Here is a 23,354-nt window from a genome sequence, read left to right as displayed (position 1 = left end):
TTCCGTAATGTCACATTGATATTTGATGAGATCGCGTATTTCTGCAGTGTGATCGCAAGCGCCCTTCAGAACACTCTCGAAACGATCACTTCAATGGCCATTTTTACGATGCGGCAGTGTGTATTGCTGCATTTTGAACAAGTACGTTCTCGGGAAACCACCAAAATGCGTAAGCACCTCTTCACTGCTGTACCCCTCATCCTTTGTGCCGGTTTCGTTCAGGCCCAGACGCTACAGTCCGCCATGCAGAAAGCCATGGACGAGCATCCCGAGGTGCAGGCCGGCATTAATGCCCGTATCGCCCAGGACTATGCGCTGCGCGCTGCACGAGGCGGCTACCTTCCGCGTGTCGATGTCACGGCGGGCTACGGCCGGGCCGGTTCCGATACGCCAAGCACCCGTGCCTCGACCGGTCGTCACGACTACCAGACGCTGGACCGCGGCGAAGCGCAAATCCGTCTTCAGCAAATGCTGTTTGACGGCTACGCAACAAGTAACGAAGTTGCGCGTCAACAAGCCACCGCCAATTCCCGGGCATACTCGCTGTTAAATACAACCGAACGTACGGCGTTGACAGTTGCGCACGTCTATCTGGATGTTTTGACTCAACGTGAAATGGTTCGGCTGGCCGAAGAGAACCTGAAGAGTCACGAACGTATTTACGACCAAATCAAACTGCGCACTTCCCGCGGCGTGGGTCGTATGGCCGATATGGACCAGGCCGATGCCCGTCTGGCACAAGCCCGCAACAACCTGATCACCGAACAAACCAATCTGGCCGACGCCCAAACCAATTACTTGAGTGCCGTTGGTCTGGAAGCTGACCAACTTGAAGCGCCGTCGCCGTTCGCGATGATGCCTGCCGATCTGAACGAAGCCCGTCGCCAGATGCTGGAGAACAGCCCGGTGCTGCGCTCGGCCGAATCCGACATCGTGGCCGCTGAAAAGCAGTACACCTCGGCGCAGTCCAATTACTACCCGCGTTTCGATGCAGAACTGGGCCGCAATGCCGATAACAACATTGGCGGCGACGAAGGCCACAACAATGGCTGGGAAGCCATGGTGCGCATGCGCTTCAATCTGTACGCCGGTGGCAGCAACAAGGCCGACCTGCAATCGAAGTCGTACCTGTCGAGCCAGGCTCTGGATATCCGCAACAACGCGCTGCGTCAGTTGAACGAAGAACTGGGCCTGGCCTGGAACGCCTACAACAACGCCAACGCCCAGCTGCCGATCGCTCAGCAGTACGTCGAGCGTGCCAACAGCGTGCGTACCTCGTACCAGCAGCAATTCAGTCTGGGAGAGCGTACCCTGCTCGACCTTCTCGACAGCGAGAACGAGTTGTTCACCGCGCAACAGCGTCTGATGCAGCTGAAAAACCTGCAGATGTACACCCAATACCGCATCAAGGCGGACATGGGCACGCTGCTGAAAAGCCAGGGCGTCGTCGCGCCGATGGCATCGGTTGTGCAGAACGATGTGAAACCGACCGTTCAGCTACCGGGCATGAACTGATTCTTGACGGGGTCAGCTTCTTTTAACTGTTAAGAAAGAGAGTGTCAGCGTGGACTTGGAATTACCTTCGGCTCAATTAGGTCATGATCCACGCAGCCAGCACGACGATCCGTTACTCGACGGGCTGCTGACACTCTGTGCCCTGCATCACAAACCGGCGAGCCGGGCCATGTTGACCACCGGTCTGCCATTGCCCGACCAACGCTTGAGCCCGGATTTGCTGCCTCGCGCCGCAGCCCGGGCAGGTTTGCAGGGGCGTTTGCTGCAACGCAAACTCACCCAGATTCCCGAGATCGCATTGCCCGCCTTGCTGCTGCTGAAGGAAGGGCGCTCTGCCGTTCTGCTCGGTTGGGAGGGCGAGTCTGCCCGCCTGCTGATCAGCGAAAGCAACGGCGGCGAAGTGCTGATCGAAACCGAAGCGCTGGCGCAGGATTACAGCGGTCGGGTGTTTTTCGCACAGCCGCAACATAAATTTGACGTCACCCAGGGCTCGCTCATCCCGCGCGCTCGTTCCTGGTTCAAGGACACCCTCAAGCTGTCTCGCTGGCTTTACGTCGACGCGATCGCTGCCAGCTTCGTGATCAACCTGATCGCGCTCGCTACCCCTCTTTTTGTCATGAACGTCTACGACCGTGTCGTGCCCAACCAGGCCACCGCAACATTGTGGGTGCTGGCGACCGGTATCTGTGGCGCGTTCGTGTTTGATCTTTTGCTCAAGGGCCTGCGCAGTCTGTGCCTGGACCTGGCCGGCAAGAAAACCGACCTGATCATTTCCGCCACGCTGTTCGAACGTATAGTCGGCATGGCGATGAAGTTTCGCCCGGCGCGGGTTGGCAGCTACGCCCAGAACATCCATGAGTTTCAGGGCATGCGTGACTTCCTCACGTCGCTGACCCTGACCAGCCTCATTGACCTGCCGTTCACGCTGATCATCCTGTTGGTGATCGCGCTGCTGGGCGGGCATCTGGTGTGGATTCCGATCATTGCCTTCCCGCTGGCGCTGGGCATCGGCCACTTCCTGCAAAAACCGCTGACCTCCACCCTTGAACGCACCATGGCGCTGGGGGCCGAGCGTCAGTCGAGCCTGATTGAAACCCTCGCCGGCCTCGATGCGGTGAAGGTCAACAACGCCGAAAGCGAGCGTCAGTACCAGTGGGAACACACCATCGGCACGCTCAGCCGCCTGGAATTGCGCGTCAAAGTGCTTTCCGGTCTGGCCATGAACATCACCCTGCTGATCCAGCAACTGGCGGGCGTGGCGATGATCTGTTTCGGCGTCTACATGATCATGGACGGCGTCCTCAGCATGGGCGGCCTGGTGGCGTGCTACATGCTCAGCGGTCGTGCTTTAGGCCCCTTGGCGCAATTGTCCGGCCTGCTGACCCGTTATCAGCAAGCGAAAGTGACCATGGTCTCGGTCGATCAGATGATGGAGCTGCCCCAGGAACGCAACTTCGACGAGCGTCCGCTCAGCCGTCAGGTCCTGCAGGGCGCCATGGAATTCCGCAATCTGGAGTTCACGTACCCGAACCAGCAGAACCTGGCCCTGCGCAACATCAATCTGGTGATCCGCCCGGGCGAGAAGGTCGGGATCATTGGCCGCAGCGGTTCGGGGAAAAGCTCCCTGGCCAAACTGCTGGTGGGTCTGTATCAGCCAGACGAAGGCTCGCTGCTGGTGGATGGCGTCGACATTCGTCAGATCGACGTCAGCGAAGTGCGCCACAACATCGGCTACGTCGCCCAGGACATTCAACTGTTATCAGGCACGCTGCGGGACAATTTGATTTCCGGCGCGCGTTACGTGGACGACGAGATGGTGCTGCAGGCCGCTGAACTGGCCGGCGTGCATGAATTCGCCAGCCTGCATCCCCAGGGCTATGAGTTGCAGGTGGGCGAGCGCGGGCAGAACCTGTCCGGTGGTCAACGGCAGAACGTTGCGCTGGCGCGGGCCTTGTTGCTCGATCCGCCGATCCTGCTGCTCGACGAACCCACCAGCGCCATGGACAACACCGGCGAAGAACGTTTGAAGCAGCGCCTGCATGGCGTTATCGAGAAAAAGACCGTGATTCTTGTGACACACCGAGCTTCGTTGCTCAGCCTGGTTGATCGCCTGGTGGTCATCGACCGCGGCCAGATCGTGGCCGACGGCCCGAAAGCCGCCGTTATGGAAGCGTTGAAGAAGGGGCAGATCAGTGTTGCTTAAGTCAGGTCAAAACTCCGGTGGCGGCATTTTCGGCTATTTCAAAGGCTCGCCTTCGCTCGAAGGCCAGGCGCTGCCGGAAGTCAAAAAGGCACTGGTCGACGACGCCCCGCGCATCGTGCGGCTGACCATCTGGGCCGTGATCCTGTTCTTCGTTTTCTTGCTGGTGTGGGCTAACTACGCCGTGATCGATGAAGTGACGAAGGGCGAGGGCAAGGCCATTCCGTCGACCAAGATCCAGAAAATCCAGAACCTGGAAGGCGGCATCGTCGCGCAGATCTATGCCCACGACGGCCAGATTGTCGACGCCGGCGCCCCGCTGATTCGTCTCGACGACACGCGCTTTGCGTCCAACGTGGGTGAGACTGAAGCTGATCGTCTGGCGATGCAGTTGCGCGTCGAGCGCCTGAGCGCCGAGGTCGACGATCGTCCACTGAACATCAGCGCCGAAGCGCGCAAGTTGGTGCCGAATCAGGCGTCCAACGAAGAGTCGCTGTACAAGAGCCGCCGTCAGCAGTTGGTCGATGAGGTCGGTGGTTTGCAGCAGCAACTGATTCAACGCCAGCAGGAATTGCGCGAATTTGCTTCCAAGCAGGAGCAGTACCGCAGCAGCCTGGGCCTGTTGCGACAGGAGATCGGCATGTCCGAGCCGTTGGTGTCACAGGGCGCGGTGTCGCCGGTGGACATCCTTCGTCTGAAACGCTCCGAAGTGGAAACCCGTGGTCAGCTGGACGGCACCACGCTGGCGATCCCTCGCGCACAGGCGGCGATTGCCGAAGTGCAGCGCAAGATCGATGAAACCCGTGGCAAATTCCGCAGCGACGCGTTGACTCAACTGAATGAAGCGCGCACCAACCTTTCCAAAGCGCAGTCGACGGCCAAGGGCCTTGAAGACCGCGTGAACCGCACGATGGTGACATCGCCGGTGCGCGGCGTGGTCAAGCAGATGCTGGTCAACACCGTTGGCGGCGTCATTCAGCCGGGCAGCGACATCGCCGAAGTTGTGCCGCTGGATGACACGCTGTTGGTGGAAGCGCGCATTCGCCCGCAAGACATTGCCTTCCTGCACCCGGGTCAGGAGGCGATGATCAAGTTCACCGCGTATGACTACACGATTTATGGCGGGCTGAAAGGCAAGCTGGAACAGATCGGTGCTGACACCATTCAGGACGAAGAGAAGAAGAACACCTTCTACGTGATCAAGCTGCGCACCGACCGCAGCCACCTCGGCACCGATGAGCACCCGCTGCTGATCATCCCTGGCATGGTCGCCTCGGTGGACATCATCACCGGCAAGAAAACCATCCTGAGCTACATGCTCAAACCCGTCCTCAAAGCCCGCGCCGAGGCATTGCACGAGCGTTGATGGTAGATGGTTGACGGCTGTGGGACTGGCCCCGCTCGTTGTAGGACCGGCTTCAGCCGGGAATGCGTCAAGCGTGACACCGCAAATGTAGGGTGTTCACGCGGGCCTCTTCCCGGCTAAAGCAAGTCCTACAATAAATCTTCCGCAACCATCACCTTCCGCGTTTGCTATCGATCCTCACCAATCGCCCGCCTTCGAACCGCAAATACTGGTACATCCCGTTGCTCGGGCCGTAGATCCATTCCTGGACTTGCACCTGATCCACCTGGCGGTAGTGATTGACGGTTTCCTTATAGCCGATGATGTCCTGGCTGACCGGCTGGCCGCATTTCTGCTGCACTTCAAACATCCGGTCGCCGACGCTGATCAGCTGGCTGCCACAGCGCAATGTGTCTGCCTGGGCAATGCCAAGCAGCGCCGTCATACCGAGAATCACCGCCATCCTCGTTATCGCATTCTTCAAAATCATTACTCGCTGTCGAGGTGCAGGGGGCTGATGACGCGGCCGTCTTTTTCCGGCTTGCCAAGGGTGGTGTCGATGAAATACACCCGCTCGTCTGCCAGTTGGCCCTTGTCGACCAGGTAGTCCTTGATGCTTCCGGCCCGCGCCTGGCCGAGCTGACGCAGCAGCAGCGCGCTCGAACTCCAGGATTTGAGCACCGCCTCGCGCAGCTTGTTCTGACGCTCTTCCTTGCCCAGATTCACCCACTCGGCCGGCGGCTGCTGTTTCAGGCGCGTGCGATAAATACCGTCAAGCATCGGCGCCTTCTCATCCGCAGGTACCGTCAGATCACTCGGCTGCGCAGGCACCTTGTCGCCGCGGCGCTGGAGAATCTTGTAGTACGTGCTCTGGTATTCACGCTCCAGTCGTTGCTGGGCAATCAACGGGCCGTCGCTGGCTTCAGCGCTGGTGCCTTCAATCTCAAGACGCAACGCTGGCCGGGCTTTCAAGGCTGCCGCCAGCTTGTCCAGCGAAGCCATCGCCTCAGGGCTCAGCTCCTCAGCCCCCGGCGCGAAGGACACCGTGCCCAGGTCCTCCGATCCGCCACCGCCGCTGATCAATCCACCGATGAATTTGAACGGCGCCGCCGCTGCCTTCACCACCAGATTGCGCAGGGTCTGCCAGACGATCGGCATCACGCTGAACTGCGGATTGTTGAGATCGCCGGTTACGGGCAGCTCGATGGAAATCTTGCCATCGGTATCCTTGAGCAGGGCGATCGCCAGTTTCAACGGCAGGTTCACCGCGTCCGGGCTGTCGACCTTTTCACCCAGCTGCAGTTGCTCGACCACCACCTTGTTTTCTGCCTTGAGCTGGCCTTTGGTGATCAGGTAATGCAGATCAAGATTCAAACGGCCTTTACGAATGCGATAACCGGCGAACTTGCCCGAGTATGGCGTCAACGTGGTCAGTTCCACGCGCTTGAAGCTGGTCGCGATGTCCAGACTCGCCATCGGGTTGAACGGGTTCAGCGCGCCCTTGATGGTCACCGGCGCATAGCGATCAACCTTACCGTTGATATTCACCGTCGCGGGTTTGTCCTGGCGGTTATCCAGCGTGCCGATTTTGCCGTTGAGTTGCTGAACGGCCGTGGCGAAGTTCGGCGTCAGGCTGAAGTCGGCGAAGTTGGCCGAGCCGTTGGTGATGTTCACCTCGCCAATGCGAATGCCCATCGGCTTTTCGCTGCTGGCGGCGGCTTTTGTTTTCGGCGCGGCAGGCGCCTTGTCTGCAGGCTGCGGAATCAGCAGGTCGTCGATGTTGGTCGAGCGATCGTCAGCGATCACGAAGCGCGCATACGGCTGGTCGACATTAATCGAAGCGATGGTCAGGCTATCGCCCAGCTGGAAATTCAGCCCGTCGACGTTCAACCGCTGCCACTTCACGAAGTCCCGCGACTTGAGGGTGTCGAGGGTGTGCAACTGGTCGACCTGCGCCTTGCCGGTAATGCCAAGCGCCAACGGCTCGGTGCTTTTCAGGTCCACGGCCAGATCGCTGTTGAGCATGCCGCTGCGCACTTCCAGGCGAATGAACGGCGTGACGTAGGACTGCGCCACTCGCAGGTCGATGTCGCGCGTAGTGACATTGAGATTGGCGCGAACCGGCGCAAGATTCACCTCGCCCTCGGCGGTCAGCTTGCCTTGCTTGCCCACACCGGTGTCGAGCTTGAGCTTGAAGGGTGACTTGTTGAGGCTGTCGAAGCCGGTCAGGTCCAGGTTCAGCGGGCCGACATCAATCGCCACAGGCTCTTTCGGAACCTTGTCGGCGAGATGAATCCGGTAGTCGCGCAGCTGCGTATCGCGCAGCAACACCTGCCAGGGTTTGCTTGTGCTTGGCGCCGCCGTTTTTGCGCTGGCCGTGGTTTCTGCGCCGGTCGCGGTCGCGGGCTGCTGTTTTTCAGCCTCGACTTTCTTGGCTTGTGCTTTGGACGGCTGGCTGGCGAACAGCTTCTGCCAGTCCAGCTCGCCGTCCGACTCCCGCGTCGCCCAGGTTTCCAGGCCTTCGCTGCGAATCTTGCCGACGGACACCAACTGCTTGGCCAGATCGATTGACGTGTCGCTGATGCTCAGTTTTTTCAGGCGAGCCAGCGGTCTGCCGTCCGGGGCATCAATGGCGAAGGGCGCAACACTCAGGGATGTCTTGTCCAGCAGCAGCTCGGTTTCCTTCGCCAGACTGAGTGTGTAATGGGTGTTGAAATTGAGGACGCCGTCTTTGAGGACCAGCGGCAGCGCGTCGCGCACGTAGGGCCACCAGACTTCCATCTTGCCGTCGGTGACTCTTAGCGTGCCTTCGGACCAGAGGGGCACAAGGCTGATACGCCCGACCCAATCGATTTGACCGCCGTTAGGCCCCGCGGCGACGAGGGTCATGTCGGCGTTGTCTTCCGGCAGGGTGCTGAGGTTTTTCAGCTCGAAATTCAGCGCGTCGTAGAGAAACTCGATGGGCTCGCTGGGGCGCATGTCCTGGAAATGCACGTAGCCGTCGGCCAGCTTGATCTCGCCGATGCGCAGCGGGAACGGTTTGCTCGGGGGGGCGTCAGGTTTAGCAGGTTCGCTGGCCGGCAGCTTGAACAGCCCGGCCAGATTGAGCGTGCCGTCTTTGGCGAACAGCAACTCGGTCTTGGGTTTATCGAGTTCGACGGCCTTGAGGTGCAGGGCCTTTGTCCACAGGCTGTCGATTTGCAGGTTGGCGTAAAGCCGCGCGAAACCGATTTGCTCCTTGCCCGGCGCCCCGATGTTCAGGCCCCAGAGGGTGACTTCCAGGCTGTAGGGATTGAGTTCGAGACGGTCCAGCCTGGCCGGCACCGTGGCGTAATTGGCCAGCTGTTGATTGATGATTCGCAATGCAACGCCGGGCAGGATCAGAAACCCCAGCACGCTGTAAATGGCGAAGACGGCCAGCAGGGCGCCGATGGCGCGTTTCAATCCTTTGGGCATGTAGGTCGCCGACTCTCTCGATGGGAGGTCCTTGGAGTATGGCACGCCAATCTGGTTCCGAATCCAGTCGCTTCAATCCTTGTGGGATATTTCCTTAGGCCTGTTTGAGCATCACAGCTGCAAGATCAATGTCTTGAGCGGGGGCTGTTGGTCCTGTGACGGAAAGTCGGCGCCCGGGGTCAGCACTTGGCAGTCGCGCACGGGCCGGCCGATTTTGCTGGCGCAACGCAGCACCTGCTCGCGCCAATCGTCGAGGCTGACCTTCGCCAGGTTGTTGCAGCAGATCAGCACGCCATCTTCGGCGGTGGTCAGCAGCGCGGGTTTGAGCAGGCTCTGGTAATCACGCAGCAGATCGACGGTGCCGAACGCGCTCTTGGCCCAGGCCGGCGGATCCAGCAAGACCAGATCATATTGGCGTTGCTCGAGGCGCACGTAACTCGGCAGCTTGTGGCCGCGACGGGAAGCGATGGGCAGTCCGGCCAGTTGGCGAATGGCCGGGAAGTAATCGGACTGGACGAACTGCATGGCCGGCAGCTGCGGATTGAGCAGGCCGTTCTCGCGCCCGACCGCCAGATTGCCCTCGGCGAAATCCAGGTTGCACACCTCGCGCGCGCCACCCGCCGCTGCGCTCAGGCCGACGCCGCAGGTGTAGGCGAACAGATTGAGCACGCTCTTGCCGGCGGCATGTTGCTTGACCCAGCCGCGGGCGTTGCGCAGGTCGAGAAACAGCAGTGGATCCTGCCCGGCATGACGACCGCGCACCCGGTAATTCAGGCCCCACTCATGGCCGACCAGATCGGCCAGCGCAGCGTCGTCGGCTTTGTAGATCGGGTCTGTCCGGTCGACCCGCGAGTTGCCCTGGGAGCGGTCGTTATAAACCAGCATCAGTTCCAGGCCCAGCCGCCCATTGACGTCGGCCTGCAGCGCCAGCAGCGAGTCGAGATCCAGGCTGTTGTGGAAACTCTGCACCAGCAGTTGCGGGCCGTAGCGGTCGACGGTCAGCCCGCTCGCGCCTTCCTGACTGCCGTGGAACAGGCGATAACAATCGGTGCCTTGGGCGTGCAGTTCCGCCAGCAGGGATTGACGATTATCGAGGGCGACGCTGAGCGCCTGATTCAACGAGGACATGCTCGGCCTTGGGGCAGGAATGAGGCGCGGCAGTTTAGCAGTTCGATTTCATACGGTCTGCTGTGGCCGAACATCACAGCACTGCAGACACTCATTGTGGCAGCGAGCTTGCTCGCGAAAAGGCCGAGTCATCCGCTACACGTTTATCCCCTGAAATGTCGTCTTGGTGAGCAAGCTCACTCCCACAAATGCCGCCACATACCGCACCGTTGCCGCCTTTCCTGAACCTTCCCTGAAGACATCCGTATTAACCCCCACACCCTCCATGCTGGCGATTTACTCTCATACAACCCGGGCGTATGCTTCGCCCGTTTTCAACCAATGCGGAGACCCACAGTGGGTACTTGTTCGAGTGACAGACGTCAGCCGGTGATAACGACCGGCCAATCCTCGGCACGATAACGCGCAGTCTTTTCACTGCCGCTATCTCGCCGACAACGTGAGAAGCGGCAGTGGCCCGCGGACTCTGCTCAGAGCCCGCTTCCCTGTCCTTTCCCTGACGCCCAATCCTGCGTGATGACCGACGCGTCTGTCGTTCGTCTGCGCATCGGACACGCGTGGCTTTTGCTGCGCGGGCCAGTCTGCGGTGCCTGCTCATGAACGAGCGGGGCGCCTGAGGCGTGCCGTACCCGCTCAAGGTTCCTGTGCTTTCAGCTCCAGCAGCCTTCAGTCCAGGGGACACAACCATGAAGTACACCCTCCTGAAAGAATTCCTCGCAGACTTCGTCCGCACCCGCAAACTCGGCCGGCACTTCCGTCGGCTGGCGACGCTCGACAGCGTGACCGACGCCACCGTCAGCCGCGAAGTGCCGCCCACCCTCGCGCAAACCCTGACCCGCGGCGCCAGCAGCGATGTGCCTGAATTGCTCGCACGCCTGAGCAGCCACGCCGACGGTCTCACCGAAACCGAAGCGCACGAACTGCGCGAGCAACACGGCCTCAACGAAGTCGAGCACGAACAGCCGCTGCCATGGTGGGTGCATTTGTGGCACTGCTATCGAAATCCGTTCAACCTGCTGCTGACCCTGCTGGCGTTCATCTCGTGGCTGACCGAAGACATGAAAGCCGCCACGGTGATTTTCTCCATGGTCGTGCTCTCCACGCTGCTGCGTTTCTGGCAGGAGGCGCGTTCCAATCAGGCCGCCGACGCGCTCAAGGCAATGGTCAGCAACACCGCGACCGTCATGCGCCGCGCCGACAGCTCGTTCGACGCTGCCGATAACGCAAAGCAAAAACGCATTGAGTTGCCGATCAAGCAACTGGTACCGGGCGACCTCATCGTGCTGTCTGCCGGCGACATGATCCCTGCGGACTGCCGCGTGCTCAGCGCCAAGGACCTGTTCGTCAGCCAGGCCGCGATGACTGGCGAATCCATGCCGGTGGAGAAATTCTCGCGGCGTCAGGGCGTCGATACGGGCAACCCGCTGGACCTGGAAAACATTCTGTTCATGGGCACCAACGTGGTGTCCGGCGCGGCGACGGGTGTCATCCTGGCCACCGGCAACCACACCTATTTCGGCGCGCTGGCGCAACGGGTCAGCGCCACCGATCGTGCGCCGACCTCGTTTCAGGCCGGGGTCAATAAAGTCAGCTGGCTGCTGATCCGCTTCATGTTCGTGATGGCGCCGCTGGTGTTGTTCATCAACGGGTTCACCAAGGGCGACTGGATGGAAGCGTTGCTGTTCGCGCTGTCCATCGCGGTCGGCCTGACCCCGGAAATGCTGCCGATGATTGTCACTTCGACGCTGGCCAAGGGCGCGGTGTTTCTGTCGCGCAAAAAAGTCATCGTCAAACGTCTCGACGCCATCCAGAACTTCGGCGCCATGGACGTGCTGTGCACCGACAAGACCGGCACGCTGACCCAGGACAAGATTTTTCTCGCACGCCATGTCGACGTATGGGGCGATGAGTCCGACGACGTTCTGGAAATGGCCTACCTCAACAGCTACTACCAGACCGGCCTGAAAAACCTGCTGGACGTCGCGGTGCTGGAGCACGTCGAGATTCACCGCGAGCTGCAAGTCGGCACCGCGTTCAGCAAGGTTGATGAGGTCCCGTTCGACTTCAATCGCCGGCGCATGTCGGTGGTGGTGCAACAGCAGCGCGAGCCGCATCTGCTGATCTGCAAAGGCGCGCTGGAAGAAGTGCTGAGCGTGTGCAACCGCGTGCGTCATGGCGATGCCGAAGAAGCGCTGACGCCTGAGCTGCTCGAGCGCATTCTAAGCGTCACCGCCGCGTTCAACGAAGAAGGTCTGCGCGTTGTGGCGGTGGCGGCGCGTCCTATGGAGGCAGGCCGCGACACCTACGGCCTGGCTGACGAAAGCGACCTGACCCTGATCGGTTATGTGGCGTTTCTCGATCCGCCGAAGGAAAGCACGGCGCCGGCGCTTAAAGCGTTGGCCGAGCATGGCGTGGCGGTGAAAGTGCTGACCGGCGACAACGAACGCGTCACCGCGAAGATCTGCCGCGAAGTCGGGCTGGAGCGTCAGGGCCTGCTGATGGGGGGTGATATCGAGCGGATGAGCGATGCCGAACTGGCGGTCGCGGTCGAGACCACCAACGTGTTCGCCAAGCTGACGCCTTCCCACAAGGAGCGCATCGTGCGGCTGCTCAAGGCCAACGGGCACGTGGTGGGTTTCATGGGCGACGGCATCAACGACGCGCCGGCGCTGCGCACGGCCGACATCGGTATTTCCGTGGACACCGCGGTGGACATCGCCAAGGAAGCGGCCGACATCATTCTGCTGGAGAAGAGCCTGATGGTGCTGGAGGAGGGCGTGCTGGAAGGGCGCCGGACCTTCGCCAACATGCTCAAGTACATCAAAATGACGGCCAGTTCCAACTTCGGCAACGTGTTCTCGGTGCTGGTTGCCAGTGCGTTCATCCCGTTTCTACCGATGCTGCCGATGCACCTGCTGGTGCAGAACCTGCTGTACGACATTTCCCAGATCGCCATCCCGTTCGATAACGTCGATGAGGAACTGCTGAAAAAACCCCAGCGCTGGCAGCCTGCGGATGTAGGACGCTTCATGCTGTTTTTCGGGCCGATCAGCTCGATCTTCGACATCACCACGTTCGCGGTCATGTGGTACGTGTTTGGCGCCAACACGCCTGAGCATCAGACCCTGTTTCAGTCGGGCTGGTTTGTCGTGGGCCTGCTGACGCAAACGTTGATCGTGCACATGATCCGCACACCGAAAATCCCGTTCCTGCAAAGCCGTGCGGCGATGCCGTTGATGGTGATGACCGGTGTCATCATGGCCGTGGGCATCTTCCTGCCGATGGGCCCGCTGGCGCACTACTTCAAACTGCAAGCGCTGCCACCGCTGTACTTCGCCATCCTGCCGCTGATCCTGATCGCCTACGTGGCGCTGACCCAGGCGGTGAAGGGGTTCTACGTACGCAAGTTTGGCTGGCAGTGATCTGCGTGTGATGCCGGTCCCACTGACTGACCGCGTGTAAGCAGTGGGAGACCGGCGTCGACACCTACTGTAGGACCGGCTTTAGCCGGGAATGCGTCAGGCGTTACACCGCAAAACTCAGGGTGTTCACACCGGCCTCTTCCCGGCTGAAGCCGGTCCTACGGCTACGTACTGCCCAGACTGTCAAGACCGCGCCAACGCCAGCGCCACGCCTTGTCCGCCGCCAATGCACAGCGTCGCCAGGCCTTTCTTCGCGTCGCGCTTGATCATTTCGTGCAGCAGCGTCACCAGCACGCGGCAGCCCGACGCGCCGATCGGGTGGCCTATGGCGATGGCGCCGCCGTTGACGTTGACCTTGTTCATGTCCCAGCCCAATTCCTTGCCAACCGACAAAGACTGCGCCGCGAAGGCTTCGTTGGCTTCGATCAGATCGAGCTCCTCCAGCGACCAACCCGCCTTGTCCAGGCAGCGGCGGGTTGCGCTCACCGGGCCGATGCCCATGATCGCCGGATCGACGCCGGCGTTCGCGTAAGCGGCAATCCGCGCCAGCACCGGCAAGCCCAGTTCTTCTGCTTTTCGGGCACTCATCAGGATGACCGCTGCCGCGCCGTCATTCAGCGACGAGGCATTGCCTGCCGTGACCGAGCCGTCCTTTTTGAACGCGGGCTTGAGCTTCCCCAGTAACTCGACAGTGGTCGCCGCACGAGGCTGCTCGTCGGTGCTGAAAGACAGCGGATCGCCCTTGCGCTGAGGGATCAGGATCGGGGTGATCTCATCCACGAAGCGCCCGGCTTCAATGGCGGCAGTTGCTTTCTGTTGCGACGCCGCAGCAAACGCATCCTGCGCCTCACGGCTGATGTCGTATTGATCGGCCAGATTCTCGGCCGTGATGCCCATGTGGTAATCGTTGAACGCATCCCACAGGCCATCGCTGATCATCGTGTCGACCATCGTCGCGTGGCCCATGCGCAGACCGGTTCGCGCGCCCGGCATCACATAGTTGGACAGGCTCATGTTTTCCTGGCCGCCGGCGATGATCACTTCCGCGTCGCCGCAGCGAATCGCCTGCGTCCCCAGATGCAGCGCCTTGAGCCCCGAGCCACAGACCTTGTTCAGCGTCATGGCCGGCACCGTGAACGGCAAGCCCGCCTTGATCGCGGCCTGACGTGCAGGATTCTGTCCGGCTCCCGCCGTCAGCACCTGACCCATGATCACCTCATCGACCTGCGCGCCGTCCAGACCGGTCTGCTCCAGCAGTTGGCGGATGACGGCAGCGCCGAGATCCACCGCGGGAACATTCGCCAGCGAACCCTGGAAACTGCCCACAGCCGTGCGGGTAGCGGCAACGATTACGACGTCTTGCATGGTGCGAATCCTCAGTGGTGTGCGACGCGGCGCGAGCCCGGGCTTGAAAAGGTGAAGAAAACAGCGGGGCAGCCGGATCAAGGGAGAGCATGGTTGCATGAATGACGATGATAATTTAAGCCCTTTGTCGCCCGGATTTTGCAGTCACGGCCTTCCAAAGCTTCCGGTCGATCCTGTGGCCGGCCTGCGGACTTTTCTTACGGAAACATACGACAAGAAGTGTCGCAGGTTCTGACGCAAACCCGGGAAGCGGCTGATTTTTGTTGAAAGTGAATGCATGGACAATCGCCGGCCATTCCAGCGGTCATGCTTCAGGAGCCTCCTTTTGTCCAACGATAACCATGGCAGTCAAAGCGGCGACAACAGCCTGAACGTCGGCGTCGGCGATTTTCGTGGCGCCGATGTGAATATCAACAACGGTGAGCGCACGACCTTCACTCCCGAACAACTGCACATCGAGCGTCACCCGACGTTCGGCGGGCGCAGCCTCGACAGCCGGAATGTGTCGGTGTTCGGTTACATCGCCGGTCTGGCCAGCCTGATCGGTCTGTACTTCACCCTATTCCAGCCGGGGCTGGGCTGGCATAGCACATGGTCCACATTGTTCATGTTTTCATTCATCGTTGCGGTCATGGCCGTGGTGATGTCGGCGGTATTGCGGCGGCGAAAATTCGATCACTGCTTCGGCTCGCGGCACTTCCTTGAAATGAGCCAGAGCGGTCGCCTGCGGGTCAATCGGCTGACCGCGCAATGTCCCTGGTGTGGTTCGTTGATGCACCTGCGTCACGTCGGTCCCAAGGACGGTCCCCGAGACGACTTGTTTCTCTGTGAGCGCAATCCACGGCAGCACACCATCCAGCTCGACCCGACAGCGCTACCGGAACTGCAAGACTGAAACCCGGACGCACAAAACCCGCTGCCTCTTGCGAAGGAGCGGGTTTCGAGGGTGTAACAGGACGGCAGATCAGCCGCGGTGACGACCGCGGAAGTAGTTGATCAGGCCCTGGGTCGACGCGTCTTCAGCGACCGTTTCGTCGGTGCCGACAAGGCGGCTGTAAACGCCTTTGCCCAGCTCCTTGCCCAGTTCGACACCCCATTGATCGAAGGCGTTAGTGCCCCAGACCACGCTTTGCACGAACACTTTGTGCTCGTACATTGCAACCAGTGCGCCCAGGCGGCGAGGGCTGATGCGCTCGACGACGATGGTATTGCTCGGACGGTTGCCCGGAATGACCTTGTGCGGCGCGACACGCTGCACTTCCTCTTCCGGTACGCCCTTGGCGCGCAGTTCGGCTTCGGCTTCGGGGCGGGTTTTACCCTGCATCAAGGCCTGGCTTTGGGACAGGCAGTTGGCGTACAGCCACTGATGGTGGTCAGACACCGGGTTGAAACTGACGATCGGCACGATGAAGTCGGCAGGAATCATCTGGGTGCCCTGGTGCAGCAACTGGTGATATGCATGCTGACCGTTCGCGCCCACGCCACCCCAGATGACCGGGCCTGTGTCGGTTTTGACCGGCACGCCGTCCTGGCGAACGCTCTTGCCGTTGGATTCCATGTCCAGCTGTTGCAGGTGCTTGGTGATGTTGCGCAGGTAATGGTCGTACGGCAGGATCGCGTGACTTTGCGCGTCCCAGAAATTGCCATACCAGATACCCAGCAAGCCCAGCAGCACCGGCATGTTCTCTTCGAACTCGGCGTTCTGGAAGTGCTGATCCATGGTGTAGGCGCCGGACAACAGCTCCTTGAAGTTGGACATCCCGATCGCCAGCGCGATAGGCAGGCCGATGGCCGACCACAGCGAGTAACGGCCGCCAACCCAGTCCCACATCGGGAAGATGTTCTCTTCACGAATCCCGAACGCAACCGCCGCGGCGTTGTTGCTCGACACCGCGATGAAGTGGCGATACAGCTCGGCTTCGGACCCGCCCTGAGCGAGGTACCAGGCGCGGGCAGCGGTGGCGTTCTTCAGGGTTTCGAGGGTGGTGAAGGTCTTGGACGAAACGATGAACAGCGTGGTTTCGGCGCGCAGCTTCTGGGTCAGCTCGTGCAGCTCGGTGCCGTCGATGTTCGCCAGGTAATGGCAGCGAACGCCTTTCTGCGCGTAGGACAACAGCGCTTCCGACACCAGCTCAGGACCGAGGAACGAGCCGCCGATGCCGATATTGACCACGTCGGTGATTGGCTTTTCGGTGTAACCGCGCCACAGACCGTCGTGGATGCGCCCCACCAGATCAGTGATCTGGTTCAGCACCTTGTGCACTTCGGGCATCACGTTGACGCCGTTGACCAGCAGCTTGTCGCCCACCGGACGACGCAGCGCGGTGTGCAGTGCAGGGCGACCTTCAGAAGCGTTGACCAGCTCGCCGTCGTACTGCGCCTTGATGGCTTCTTTCAGGCCGACTTCGTTGGCCAGATTGACCAGCAACTGGCGGGTCTCGGCGGTGATCAGGTTCTTCGAGTAGTCGAGAAACAGACCGGCACTGCTGAGCGTGAATTCGTCAAAACGCTTCGGGTCGGCGTTGAACGCTTCGCGCATGCTGAAATTCTGCATCGCTTCGCGGTGATCTTTGAGCGCCTGCCAGGCGGGCAGGGTAGTGACGTCATGAGGAGTGCGGTAGTACGCCATCGCTGCGGGTTTCCTTGTACTTGAACTGCCTTTTGGACGCTGAAAAGCAGGATTGGACATGAATTCGTGGGTGCATCAGAGACTAGTCCCAGGCAACGCCGATGTCTGCGCCTTGCTTTACCTTTGCTCGGTACTTTTTCTCACAGAGTAGAGTTGCTTGTCTGACACGAACTGTATCGGTATGGCATTGCGGGTCTGGCTAAGTTCATCACCAGCGCCCTGCGAAGGCCAGGGCCTGCGCTCCACAACGGGTTTGCGCAGTGAGCATAGGCGCAGATGGTCATCCGATCACGTGACTTTTGCTTTACACATGACCGGGCGCGTCCTTCAGCCGGGTTTGCAGGTTATTCCTTGACCAGATGCAGGTTGTCGATCAGGCGCGTCTTGCCCATGAACGCCGCGCCCAGCACAACCAGATCATGATCATCCGGGGTCGCAGGGCGCAGACTGACCGCGTTGCGAATCTCCAGGTAATCAGTACGAAAGCCCGCTGCTTCGAGCGCTTTCACACCCTCGCCTATCAACTGCTGGTGATCCTGCTCGCCATTCTGCAACGCCGTGCCGATCTGTTTGATGACGCGGTACAACGCAGGCGCTGCAGCGCGCTGGGCTTCAGTCAGGTAGCCATTGCGCGACGACAGGGCCAGGCCGTCGGCGGCACGCACGGTGGGTTCGCCGATGATTTGAATGGGCATGTTCAGGTCACGCACCAGTGCGTTGACGACGGCCAGCTGCTGGAAATCCTTCTGACCGAAAATCGCGATGTCCGGCTGCACCATGTTGAACAGCTTGCTGACCACCGTCGAAACGCCGTCGAAGTGACCAGGACGGCTGCCGCCACACAGACCTTCTGACACCACCGGCACGCGCACGATGGTCTGATCGGCCATGCCATGGGGGTACATTTCATCGACCGTCGGTGTGAACAACAGGTGGCACCCGGCCTGAAGCAACTGCTCCTGATCGGCGGCCAGGGTCCGCGGGTACGACGCCAGGTCTTCATTGGGGCCAAACTGAAGCGGATTGACGAAGATGCTGGCGATCACGAAGTCAGCGCGTTGAACGGCTTTGGTGACCAACGCGATATGGCCGCTGTGCAGGTTGCCCATGGTGGGCACCAGGGCGATGCGTTTGCCTTCGCTGCGTGCGCGGGCGACGACGGCGCGCAACTCACGAACGGTTTTAACTGTGTTCATGCCGAGAATCCGTGTTCTGGAGCGGGGAAGCTGACGTCTTTGACCGCGCTGACATACGCGGCGATCGCCGACTGGATGTCCGGCTGACCGGCCATGAAATTCTTCACGAACTTGGGCACACGGCCGGTGATCGACAGGCCGAGCATGTCGTGAAGCACCAGCACCTGACCGTCTGTGGCGCTGCCGGCGCCAATCCCTATCACCGGAATCTTCACGGCGTGGGTGATTTCCTGGGCCAGCTCGCTGGGCACGCATTCCAGCAGAATCATCGCGGCGCCGGCCTGCTCAAGGGTAATCGCGTCGGCCCGCATCTGCCGCGCCTGCGACTCCAGCCGACCCTGCACTTTATAGCCGCCCAGCACGTTGACCGCCTGAGGCGTCAGGCCCATGTGTGCACAGACGGGAACGCCGCGCTCGGCCAGCAGCCGGATCGAGTCGGCAAGCCACGCCGCGCCCTCGATCTTGACCATGTGCGCACCCGCTTGCATCAGCGTGGCGCTGTTGGCGAAGGTCTGCTCAGGAGTGGCGTAGGACATGAACGGCAGATCCACCAGAATCAGCGCGCCCTGGTTGCCGCGTTTGACGCCGGCCACGTGGTATGCCATCTCGGCGGTGGTGACAGGCAGTGTGCTGTCGTGGCCCTGAAGAACCATGCCCAGCGAGTCGCCGACCAGCAGCACTTCCACACCGGCCTGGCTGGCGGTGTGGGCAAAAGTCGCGTCGTAGCAGGTCAGCATGGTGATTTTTTCACCTTTTTGCTTCAGAGCCAGCAGGGACGTAACGGTGATATCGGGCATGGAAAGTCCTCATTCAGGCGCTGTGAATACTGCGGCGAGCAACGCGTGATTCATCTTGGGAGGCAGGCACATCGTCGTTTTGCGATGTTTGCAACGGCCTGATCCGCGCCTTTTGGCCGGTCGTCCGGCTTTGGGACGCTTATCTTCGTGAGGAGGGGGCGGGAAGTCAATTCCGGGTGTTACCGGTTTGAGCGTGCCCGCAGAACAGCTTCAGCTCGGCGATCGTTCCAGGCCTTCGAACGGGCACTGGGCAAGCAAATCATTCAGCGCGCGGCCATCAGCGAGGGTGATGCCCGGTGCCAGCTCGGCCAGTGGGTACAGCACAAACGCGCGCGCCTGCATCTGGTAATGCGGCACCTTCAGTCGCGGCTCATCGATGAGGCGATCGCCGAACAACAGGATGTCGAGGTCCAGCGTGCGCGGCCCCCAGCGTTCGAGGCGCTCGCGGCCCTGATCGTTTTCGATGCCTTGCAAGGCGTCGAGCAGCGCCAGCGGGGGGAGCGAGGTGTCGAGCGCAGCCACCGCATTGGTGTAGCGCGGCTGACCCGGCAACAGCGAGTCGCTGACATAGAAGGAGGAAACGCCCGACAGGCTGCTCTGCGGTATCAGGCCCATGGCCTTGATCGCTTCGCGTAACTGTTCGGCAGGGTCGGCCAGGTTGCTCCCCAGGCCGACGTAAACGCGCTCGATCATCGGGTGTTATTCCGCCCCGTCGACGCCAGCGCGTTTGCGCTTGCCGCTGCTGCTGCGACGACGTTTGCGCGGACCCTGGCCGGTGGCGTCGGGCTTGCTGCCCAGGTCACGAATCATGTCGCGGCGTCCGGAATCATTGGCGTCCTGATAGTCGGTCCACCATTCACCCAGGCCGTCGGTTTCTTCGCCAGCGGATTCGCGCAGCAACAGGAAGTCGTAGCCGGCACGGAAGCGCGGGTTTTCCAGCAGCAGGTCGGCGCGTTTGCCCGATCGGCGCGGCAGACGTTCCTGCATGTCCCAGATCTCGCGGATCGGCATGGTGAAGCGTTTCGGGATCGCGATCCGCTGGCACTGTTCGGTAATCAGTTCGTGAGCCGCTTCCTGCATGGCCGGGATCGGCGGCATGCCGCGCTCTTGCAGACGCAGCACGCGGGCGGGCAGGGCAGGCCACAGTAGGGCAGCGAACAGGAACGCCGGTGTGACCGGTTTGTTCTGCTTGATGCGCAGATCGGTGTTGGCCAACGCCTCGCTGATCAGCGTGTGGGTGTAAGTCGGGTTGTATTCCAGGGCCTTGGAGCTGGCCGGGAACAGCGGCTCGAACAGTTCGAGATCGACCAGCATCTCGAACGTCGCCTCGGCATAACCCGATAGGAACAGCTTCAGGACTTCTTCAAACAGACGCGCAGACGGGATGTCGCGCAGCATCGGCGCCAGCGGGCGAATGGGCGTGGCGCTGTGCTTCTCGATGCCGAAATCCAGCTTGGCGGCGAAACGCACGGCCCGCAGCATGCGCACCGGGTCTTCCTTGTAACGCTGCTGCGGGTCGCCGATCAGACGAATCAGGCGATTGCGGATGTCGTGTACGCCATTGGCGTAATCGAGGACGCGCTCGGTGACCGGATCGTAATACAGGGCGTTGATCGTGAAGTCCCGGCGCTGGGCGTCGTCTTCGAGGGTGCCGTAGACGTTGTCACGCAGAATGCGCCCGCTCTCGTTGCGCGAAGACTGGTTGCTGTCTTCGTCTTCGTCATCGATCGGGTGATTGGCGCGGAAGGTCGCGACTTCAATGATTTCACGGCCGAAGTGGATATGAACCAGCTTGAAGCGGCGGCCGATGATACGGGCGTTGCGAAACTCGGCGCGGATTTGCTCGGGCGTGGCACTGGTGGCGACGTCGAAATCCTTGGGCGTGATGCCGAGCATCATATCGCGGACACAGCCACCGACCAGATAGGCCTGGTAGCCGGCAGTCTGCAGGCGCTCGACGATATTCACCGCATAGCGGCTGAATTGATTGCGTTGCAACGAATGCTGGCTACCGCTGAGCACTTCAGGCGTTGTGCGCACATGTTGCTGCGGCTTGCGCAGTGGGGAACGGAATGACTGGAACAGCTTCTTCAGCATGGGAGGCACTGTTTGAAGGAATATTCGGCCAATTTCGAAGAGTGACCGCACGATGGGCGGGGATTCTAGCATTTAGTCGAGGGATGGTGTAGGAGGCAGCTCGATAGGCGCCTGGGGGCTGACTGCACAATGGGTGCAAGGGGGGCGAGCAGGACGGTGTTTATTGCAGATGCTACTGGGGGAGCCGAAGCTCCCCCAAAGTGCGTGCTCTTATTTTTATTGTCTGATGGGCTTTTTATTGTTGTTGACCGCCCAATTCACGGCTTTCGCCTGTGAAACCTCCCAATCGGGAGTCAAGAGCAAACGGATTGCTTTGGTCGCTGTGCGGCAGTGATCTATCGATCCAACCAGTTCAGGCTCTACCTAAGGGTAGTTTTTGTTGTTCTCGGCCTGGTTGCGGGACAAGTCCCAAATGCAACGCCTCTCCAAAAGAATCAGTTAGCTGCGCCTCCGCCGTGTTGTTCTTGTTATGCGTGAGTCGTTTCGTCTTGTTTTTATTATGTTGGTGTTTCGGGTGACTGATTTTTGTTGTTCTTGTACGAATACATATAGCAGTACCTGTGCCAACTTTTGGAAAACAGGCTACACGCCGCGGAATCCAAGGGTGTGGCAAATTGACGCTATTTTGCACGGGCGAAAAAAAACCGGGGGTTCGTTACCGTACGCCCCGGTTTTGTTACGTCACCATTTATGAGGTAACAGTTTTTTCACATGGCGCGTAACCCGCGTGCCAGAGCCTGCGCGGAGATGCGCTCACGTTTCGCTGGCCACTCCGGTCTTGCGTCGCGGAATACCCAGGCGTTGGCGACGCTCCCACAGGCACTTGCGGCTGACGCCCAGCTTGCGCGCCAGTTCGGTTTCGGTCATGTGGTCCTGATGCTCCAGAACGAAGTGCTGGAAATAGTCCTCCAGCGACAAGTCCTCGGTCGGCTCACCAGCCGTGGAGCTCGACGAGCCTGACGCCTGGGGTGCAAGGCCGATGAACTCGTTGACGTCGAGGTCGCTCAGCTCGATATCGATGCCCAGCAGCTCGGCAGAAATGTCCGGGCTTTCACACAGAATCACCGCGCGCTCGACCGCGTTCTCGAGCTCTCGCACGTTACCGGGCCACGAATAGTGTCTAATCGCTTGCTCGGCATCCGGCGCGAAACGCAGGTCGTTACGACCGGCCTTGAGGCTCTGCCGCGCCAGGAACGCATTGGCGATCTCATTGACGTCTGCCCCGCGTTCACGCAGCGCGGGCAGTTTCAGCGCGATCACGTGCAGGCGGTAGTACAAGTCTTCGCGGAACTGGCCCACTTTGGCCAGACTCTTGAGGTCGCGGTGAGTCGCTGCGATCAGGCGGACGTCGACTTTTTGCGACTGCACCGAGCCCACCCGGCGAATTTCGCCTTCTTGCAGGACGCGCAACAGGCGGGCCTGCGCCTCAAGCGGGAGTTCGCCGATTTCATCGAGAAACAACGTGCCGCCATCCGCGGCTTCCACGAGACCGGCACGACCGGCACTGGCACCGGTAAACGCCCCTTTTTCGTGGCCGAACAGCTCGGATTCGATGAGGGATTCCGGAATCGCTGCGCAGTTGACCGAAATCATCGGGGCCTTGGCGCGACGGGACAAGTTATGCAGCGCGCGGGCCACCAGTTCCTTGCCCGTACCGGACTCGCCCTGAATCAGCACGTTGGAGTCGGTTGGCGCGACTTTGCGGATCTTGCTGTACATGTCCTGCATCGGCGGGCACGAGCCGATGATGCCGATCTCGCCGTTGCTGTTGTCCGGACCAGACTTGTCGCCCGTCGCAGTTTTTGCGGTGGCGGCGCGTTCGGCCTGCATGCTTTGCAGCGTCTGGCGATCACGCAAAATGCGAGAGACGGCCTGAAGCATTTCGTCGTGGTCGAAGGGTTTGGCGATGTAATCCACCGCGCCCATTTTCATCGAGTCCACGGCCGAGCGCAGGCTGGCGTAACTGGTCATGATCAGCACGGGTTTGCCCTGGCCGAGCTTGATCAGCTCTGTGCCGGGGGCGCCGGGCAGGCGTAAGTCGCTGACGATCAGGTCAAACGAAGGGATGCTGAAACGTTCCTGAGCTTCCTGCACGGATCCGGCTTCGCTGACCTGGTACTGATTACGTTCCAACAGTCGACGCAGGGCGGAGCGGATGATGGTTTCGTCTTCCACGATCAAAATGTGAGGCATTGATTCGGTTC

At 60.6% G+C, this 23,354-nt stretch carries 15 protein-coding genes; 5 read left to right on the top strand and 10 right to left on the bottom strand.

Annotation, left to right across the window (positions count from 1 at the left end; translation table 11 throughout):
• The first annotated feature begins 165 nt into the window (after positions 1 to 165).
• The 3 genes from BBI10_RS09655 to BBI10_RS09645 are packed head-to-tail and all read left to right on the top strand — an operon-like array spanning position 166 to position 5,081.
• Positions 166 to 1,515: a TolC family outer membrane protein gene (locus tag BBI10_RS09655; protein ID WP_065988469.1), complete on the top strand. Its 1,350-nt coding sequence runs from the start codon at positions 166 to 168 to the stop codon at positions 1,513 to 1,515.
• 49 nt (positions 1,516 to 1,564) lie between these two features.
• The gene (locus BBI10_RS09650; protein WP_065988309.1) at positions 1,565 to 3,718 is read left to right on the top strand and encodes a type I secretion system permease/ATPase; all 2,154 of its coding nucleotides are present in this window, start codon (positions 1,565 to 1,567) and stop codon (positions 3,716 to 3,718) included.
• The gene (locus BBI10_RS09645; protein ID WP_065988308.1) at positions 3,708 to 5,081 is read left to right on the top strand and encodes an HlyD family type I secretion periplasmic adaptor subunit; all 1,374 of its coding nucleotides are present in this window, start codon (positions 3,708 to 3,710) and stop codon (positions 5,079 to 5,081) included. The genes BBI10_RS09650 and BBI10_RS09645 overlap by 11 nt, the downstream gene beginning before the upstream one ends.
• 151 nt (positions 5,082 to 5,232) lie before the next feature.
• On the opposite strand, the gene BBI10_RS09640 is transcribed toward BBI10_RS09645, so the two are convergent.
• The 3 genes from BBI10_RS09640 to BBI10_RS09630 form a co-directional block, all read right to left on the bottom strand.
• A complete protein-coding gene (locus BBI10_RS09640; protein WP_244160338.1) occupies positions 5,233 to 5,523 on the bottom strand; it encodes a DUF2845 domain-containing protein in 291 nt (96 codons plus the stop codon).
• Positions 5,524 to 5,549: 26 nt separating this feature from the next.
• Entirely contained in the window at positions 5,550 to 8,516 is a 2,967-nt protein-coding gene (locus BBI10_RS09635; protein WP_065988306.1) for a DUF748 domain-containing protein, read from the bottom strand.
• A 111-nt stretch (positions 8,517 to 8,627) separates the two neighbouring features.
• On the bottom strand, positions 8,628 to 9,644 hold the full coding sequence (locus tag BBI10_RS09630; protein ID WP_065988305.1) for a class I SAM-dependent rRNA methyltransferase: 1,017 nt from the start codon (positions 9,642 to 9,644) through the stop codon (positions 8,628 to 8,630).
• A gap of 686 nt (positions 9,645 to 10,330) precedes the next feature.
• On the opposite strand from BBI10_RS09630, the gene mgtA reads away from it, so the two are divergent.
• A complete protein-coding gene (gene mgtA, locus BBI10_RS09625; RefSeq protein WP_065988304.1) occupies positions 10,331 to 13,066 on the top strand; it encodes a magnesium-translocating P-type ATPase in 2,736 nt (911 codons plus the stop codon).
• A 183-nt stretch (positions 13,067 to 13,249) separates the two neighbouring features.
• Here the strand turns inward: mgtA and BBI10_RS09620 are convergent, their stop codons facing one another.
• On the bottom strand, positions 13,250 to 14,431 hold the full coding sequence (locus tag BBI10_RS09620) for an acetyl-CoA C-acetyltransferase (RefSeq protein ID WP_065988303.1): 1,182 nt from the start codon (positions 14,429 to 14,431) through the stop codon (positions 13,250 to 13,252).
• A gap of 325 nt (positions 14,432 to 14,756) precedes the next feature.
• On the opposite strand from BBI10_RS09620, the gene BBI10_RS09615 reads away from it, so the two are divergent.
• Positions 14,757 to 15,326, top strand: coding sequence for a hypothetical protein (locus tag BBI10_RS09615; protein WP_065988302.1), 570 nt, complete (start codon positions 14,757 to 14,759; stop codon positions 15,324 to 15,326).
• A gap of 69 nt (positions 15,327 to 15,395) precedes the next feature.
• On the opposite strand, the gene pgi is transcribed toward BBI10_RS09615, so the two are convergent.
• The 6 genes from pgi to BBI10_RS09585 form a co-directional block, all read right to left on the bottom strand.
• Complete coding sequence (gene pgi / locus BBI10_RS09610; protein WP_065988301.1) at positions 15,396 to 17,060, bottom strand: glucose-6-phosphate isomerase; 1,665 nt, start codon at positions 17,058 to 17,060, stop codon at positions 15,396 to 15,398.
• 344 nt (positions 17,061 to 17,404) lie between these two features.
• Positions 17,405 to 18,256: a pantoate--beta-alanine ligase gene (panC, locus tag BBI10_RS09605; protein WP_065988300.1), complete on the bottom strand. Its 852-nt coding sequence runs from the start codon at positions 18,254 to 18,256 to the stop codon at positions 17,405 to 17,407.
• Positions 18,253 to 19,053 carry a 3-methyl-2-oxobutanoate hydroxymethyltransferase gene (gene panB, locus BBI10_RS09600; RefSeq protein WP_065988299.1) on the bottom strand — a complete coding sequence of 267 codons (801 nt, stop codon included), beginning with the start codon at positions 19,051 to 19,053 and terminating at the stop codon, positions 18,253 to 18,255. The genes panC and panB overlap by 4 nt, the downstream gene beginning before the upstream one ends.
• Before the next feature lie 210 nt (positions 19,054 to 19,263).
• On the bottom strand, positions 19,264 to 19,746 hold the full coding sequence (gene folK / locus BBI10_RS09595) for a 2-amino-4-hydroxy-6-hydroxymethyldihydropteridine diphosphokinase (RefSeq protein ID WP_065988298.1): 483 nt from the start codon (positions 19,744 to 19,746) through the stop codon (positions 19,264 to 19,266).
• Between the two features lie 6 nt (positions 19,747 to 19,752).
• Positions 19,753 to 21,150, bottom strand: coding sequence for a polynucleotide adenylyltransferase PcnB (locus BBI10_RS09590; protein WP_065988297.1), 1,398 nt, complete (start codon positions 21,148 to 21,150; stop codon positions 19,753 to 19,755).
• Between the two features lie 753 nt (positions 21,151 to 21,903).
• Positions 21,904 to 23,343 (bottom strand): sigma-54-dependent transcriptional regulator, encoded by a 1,440-nt coding sequence (locus BBI10_RS09585; RefSeq protein ID WP_065988296.1) that lies wholly within the window; start codon positions 23,341 to 23,343, stop codon positions 21,904 to 21,906.
• Positions 23,344 to 23,354 lie beyond the last annotated feature (11 nt).

The sequence above is a fragment of the Pseudomonas graminis genome (genome assembly GCF_001705435.1).
Taxonomy (GTDB): Bacteria; Pseudomonadota; Gammaproteobacteria; order Pseudomonadales; family Pseudomonadaceae; genus Aquipseudomonas; species Aquipseudomonas graminis_B.
Note: the sequence above shows the minus strand (reverse complement) of the source record. Positions and strands in the feature narration are given on the sequence as shown.

Excerpts from the sequence above, each read along its gene's own strand:
- BBI10_RS09630 (WP_065988305.1), bottom strand. The coding sequence starts at position 9,644 with ATGTCCTCGTTGAATCAGGCGCTCAGCGTCGCCCTCGATAATCGTCAA.
- panC (WP_065988300.1), bottom strand. The coding sequence starts at position 18,256 with ATGAACACAGTTAAAACCGTTCGTGAGTTGCGCGCCGTCGTCGCCCGC.
- BBI10_RS09590 (WP_065988297.1), bottom strand. The coding sequence starts at position 21,150 with ATGCTGAAGAAGCTGTTCCAGTCATTCCGTTCCCCACTGCGCAAGCCG.
- panB (WP_065988299.1), bottom strand. The coding sequence starts at position 19,053 with ATGCCCGATATCACCGTTACGTCCCTGCTGGCTCTGAAGCAAAAAGGT.
- folK (WP_065988298.1), bottom strand. The coding sequence starts at position 19,746 with ATGATCGAGCGCGTTTACGTCGGCCTGGGGAGCAACCTGGCCGACCCT.
- BBI10_RS09635 (WP_065988306.1), bottom strand. The coding sequence starts at position 8,516 with ATGCCCAAAGGATTGAAACGCGCCATCGGCGCCCTGCTGGCCGTCTTC.
- BBI10_RS09640 (WP_244160338.1), bottom strand. The coding sequence starts at position 5,523 with ATGGCGGTGATTCTCGGTATGACGGCGCTGCTTGGCATTGCCCAGGCA.
- BBI10_RS09620 (WP_065988303.1), bottom strand. The coding sequence starts at position 14,431 with ATGCAAGACGTCGTAATCGTTGCCGCTACCCGCACGGCTGTGGGCAGT.
- BBI10_RS09585 (WP_065988296.1), bottom strand. The coding sequence starts at position 23,343 with ATGCCTCACATTTTGATCGTGGAAGACGAAACCATCATCCGCTCCGCC.
- mgtA (WP_065988304.1), top strand. The coding sequence starts at position 10,331 with ATGAAGTACACCCTCCTGAAAGAATTCCTCGCAGACTTCGTCCGCACC.
- pgi (WP_065988301.1), bottom strand. The coding sequence starts at position 17,060 with ATGGCGTACTACCGCACTCCTCATGACGTCACTACCCTGCCCGCCTGG.
- BBI10_RS09655 (WP_065988469.1), top strand. The coding sequence starts at position 166 with ATGCGTAAGCACCTCTTCACTGCTGTACCCCTCATCCTTTGTGCCGGT.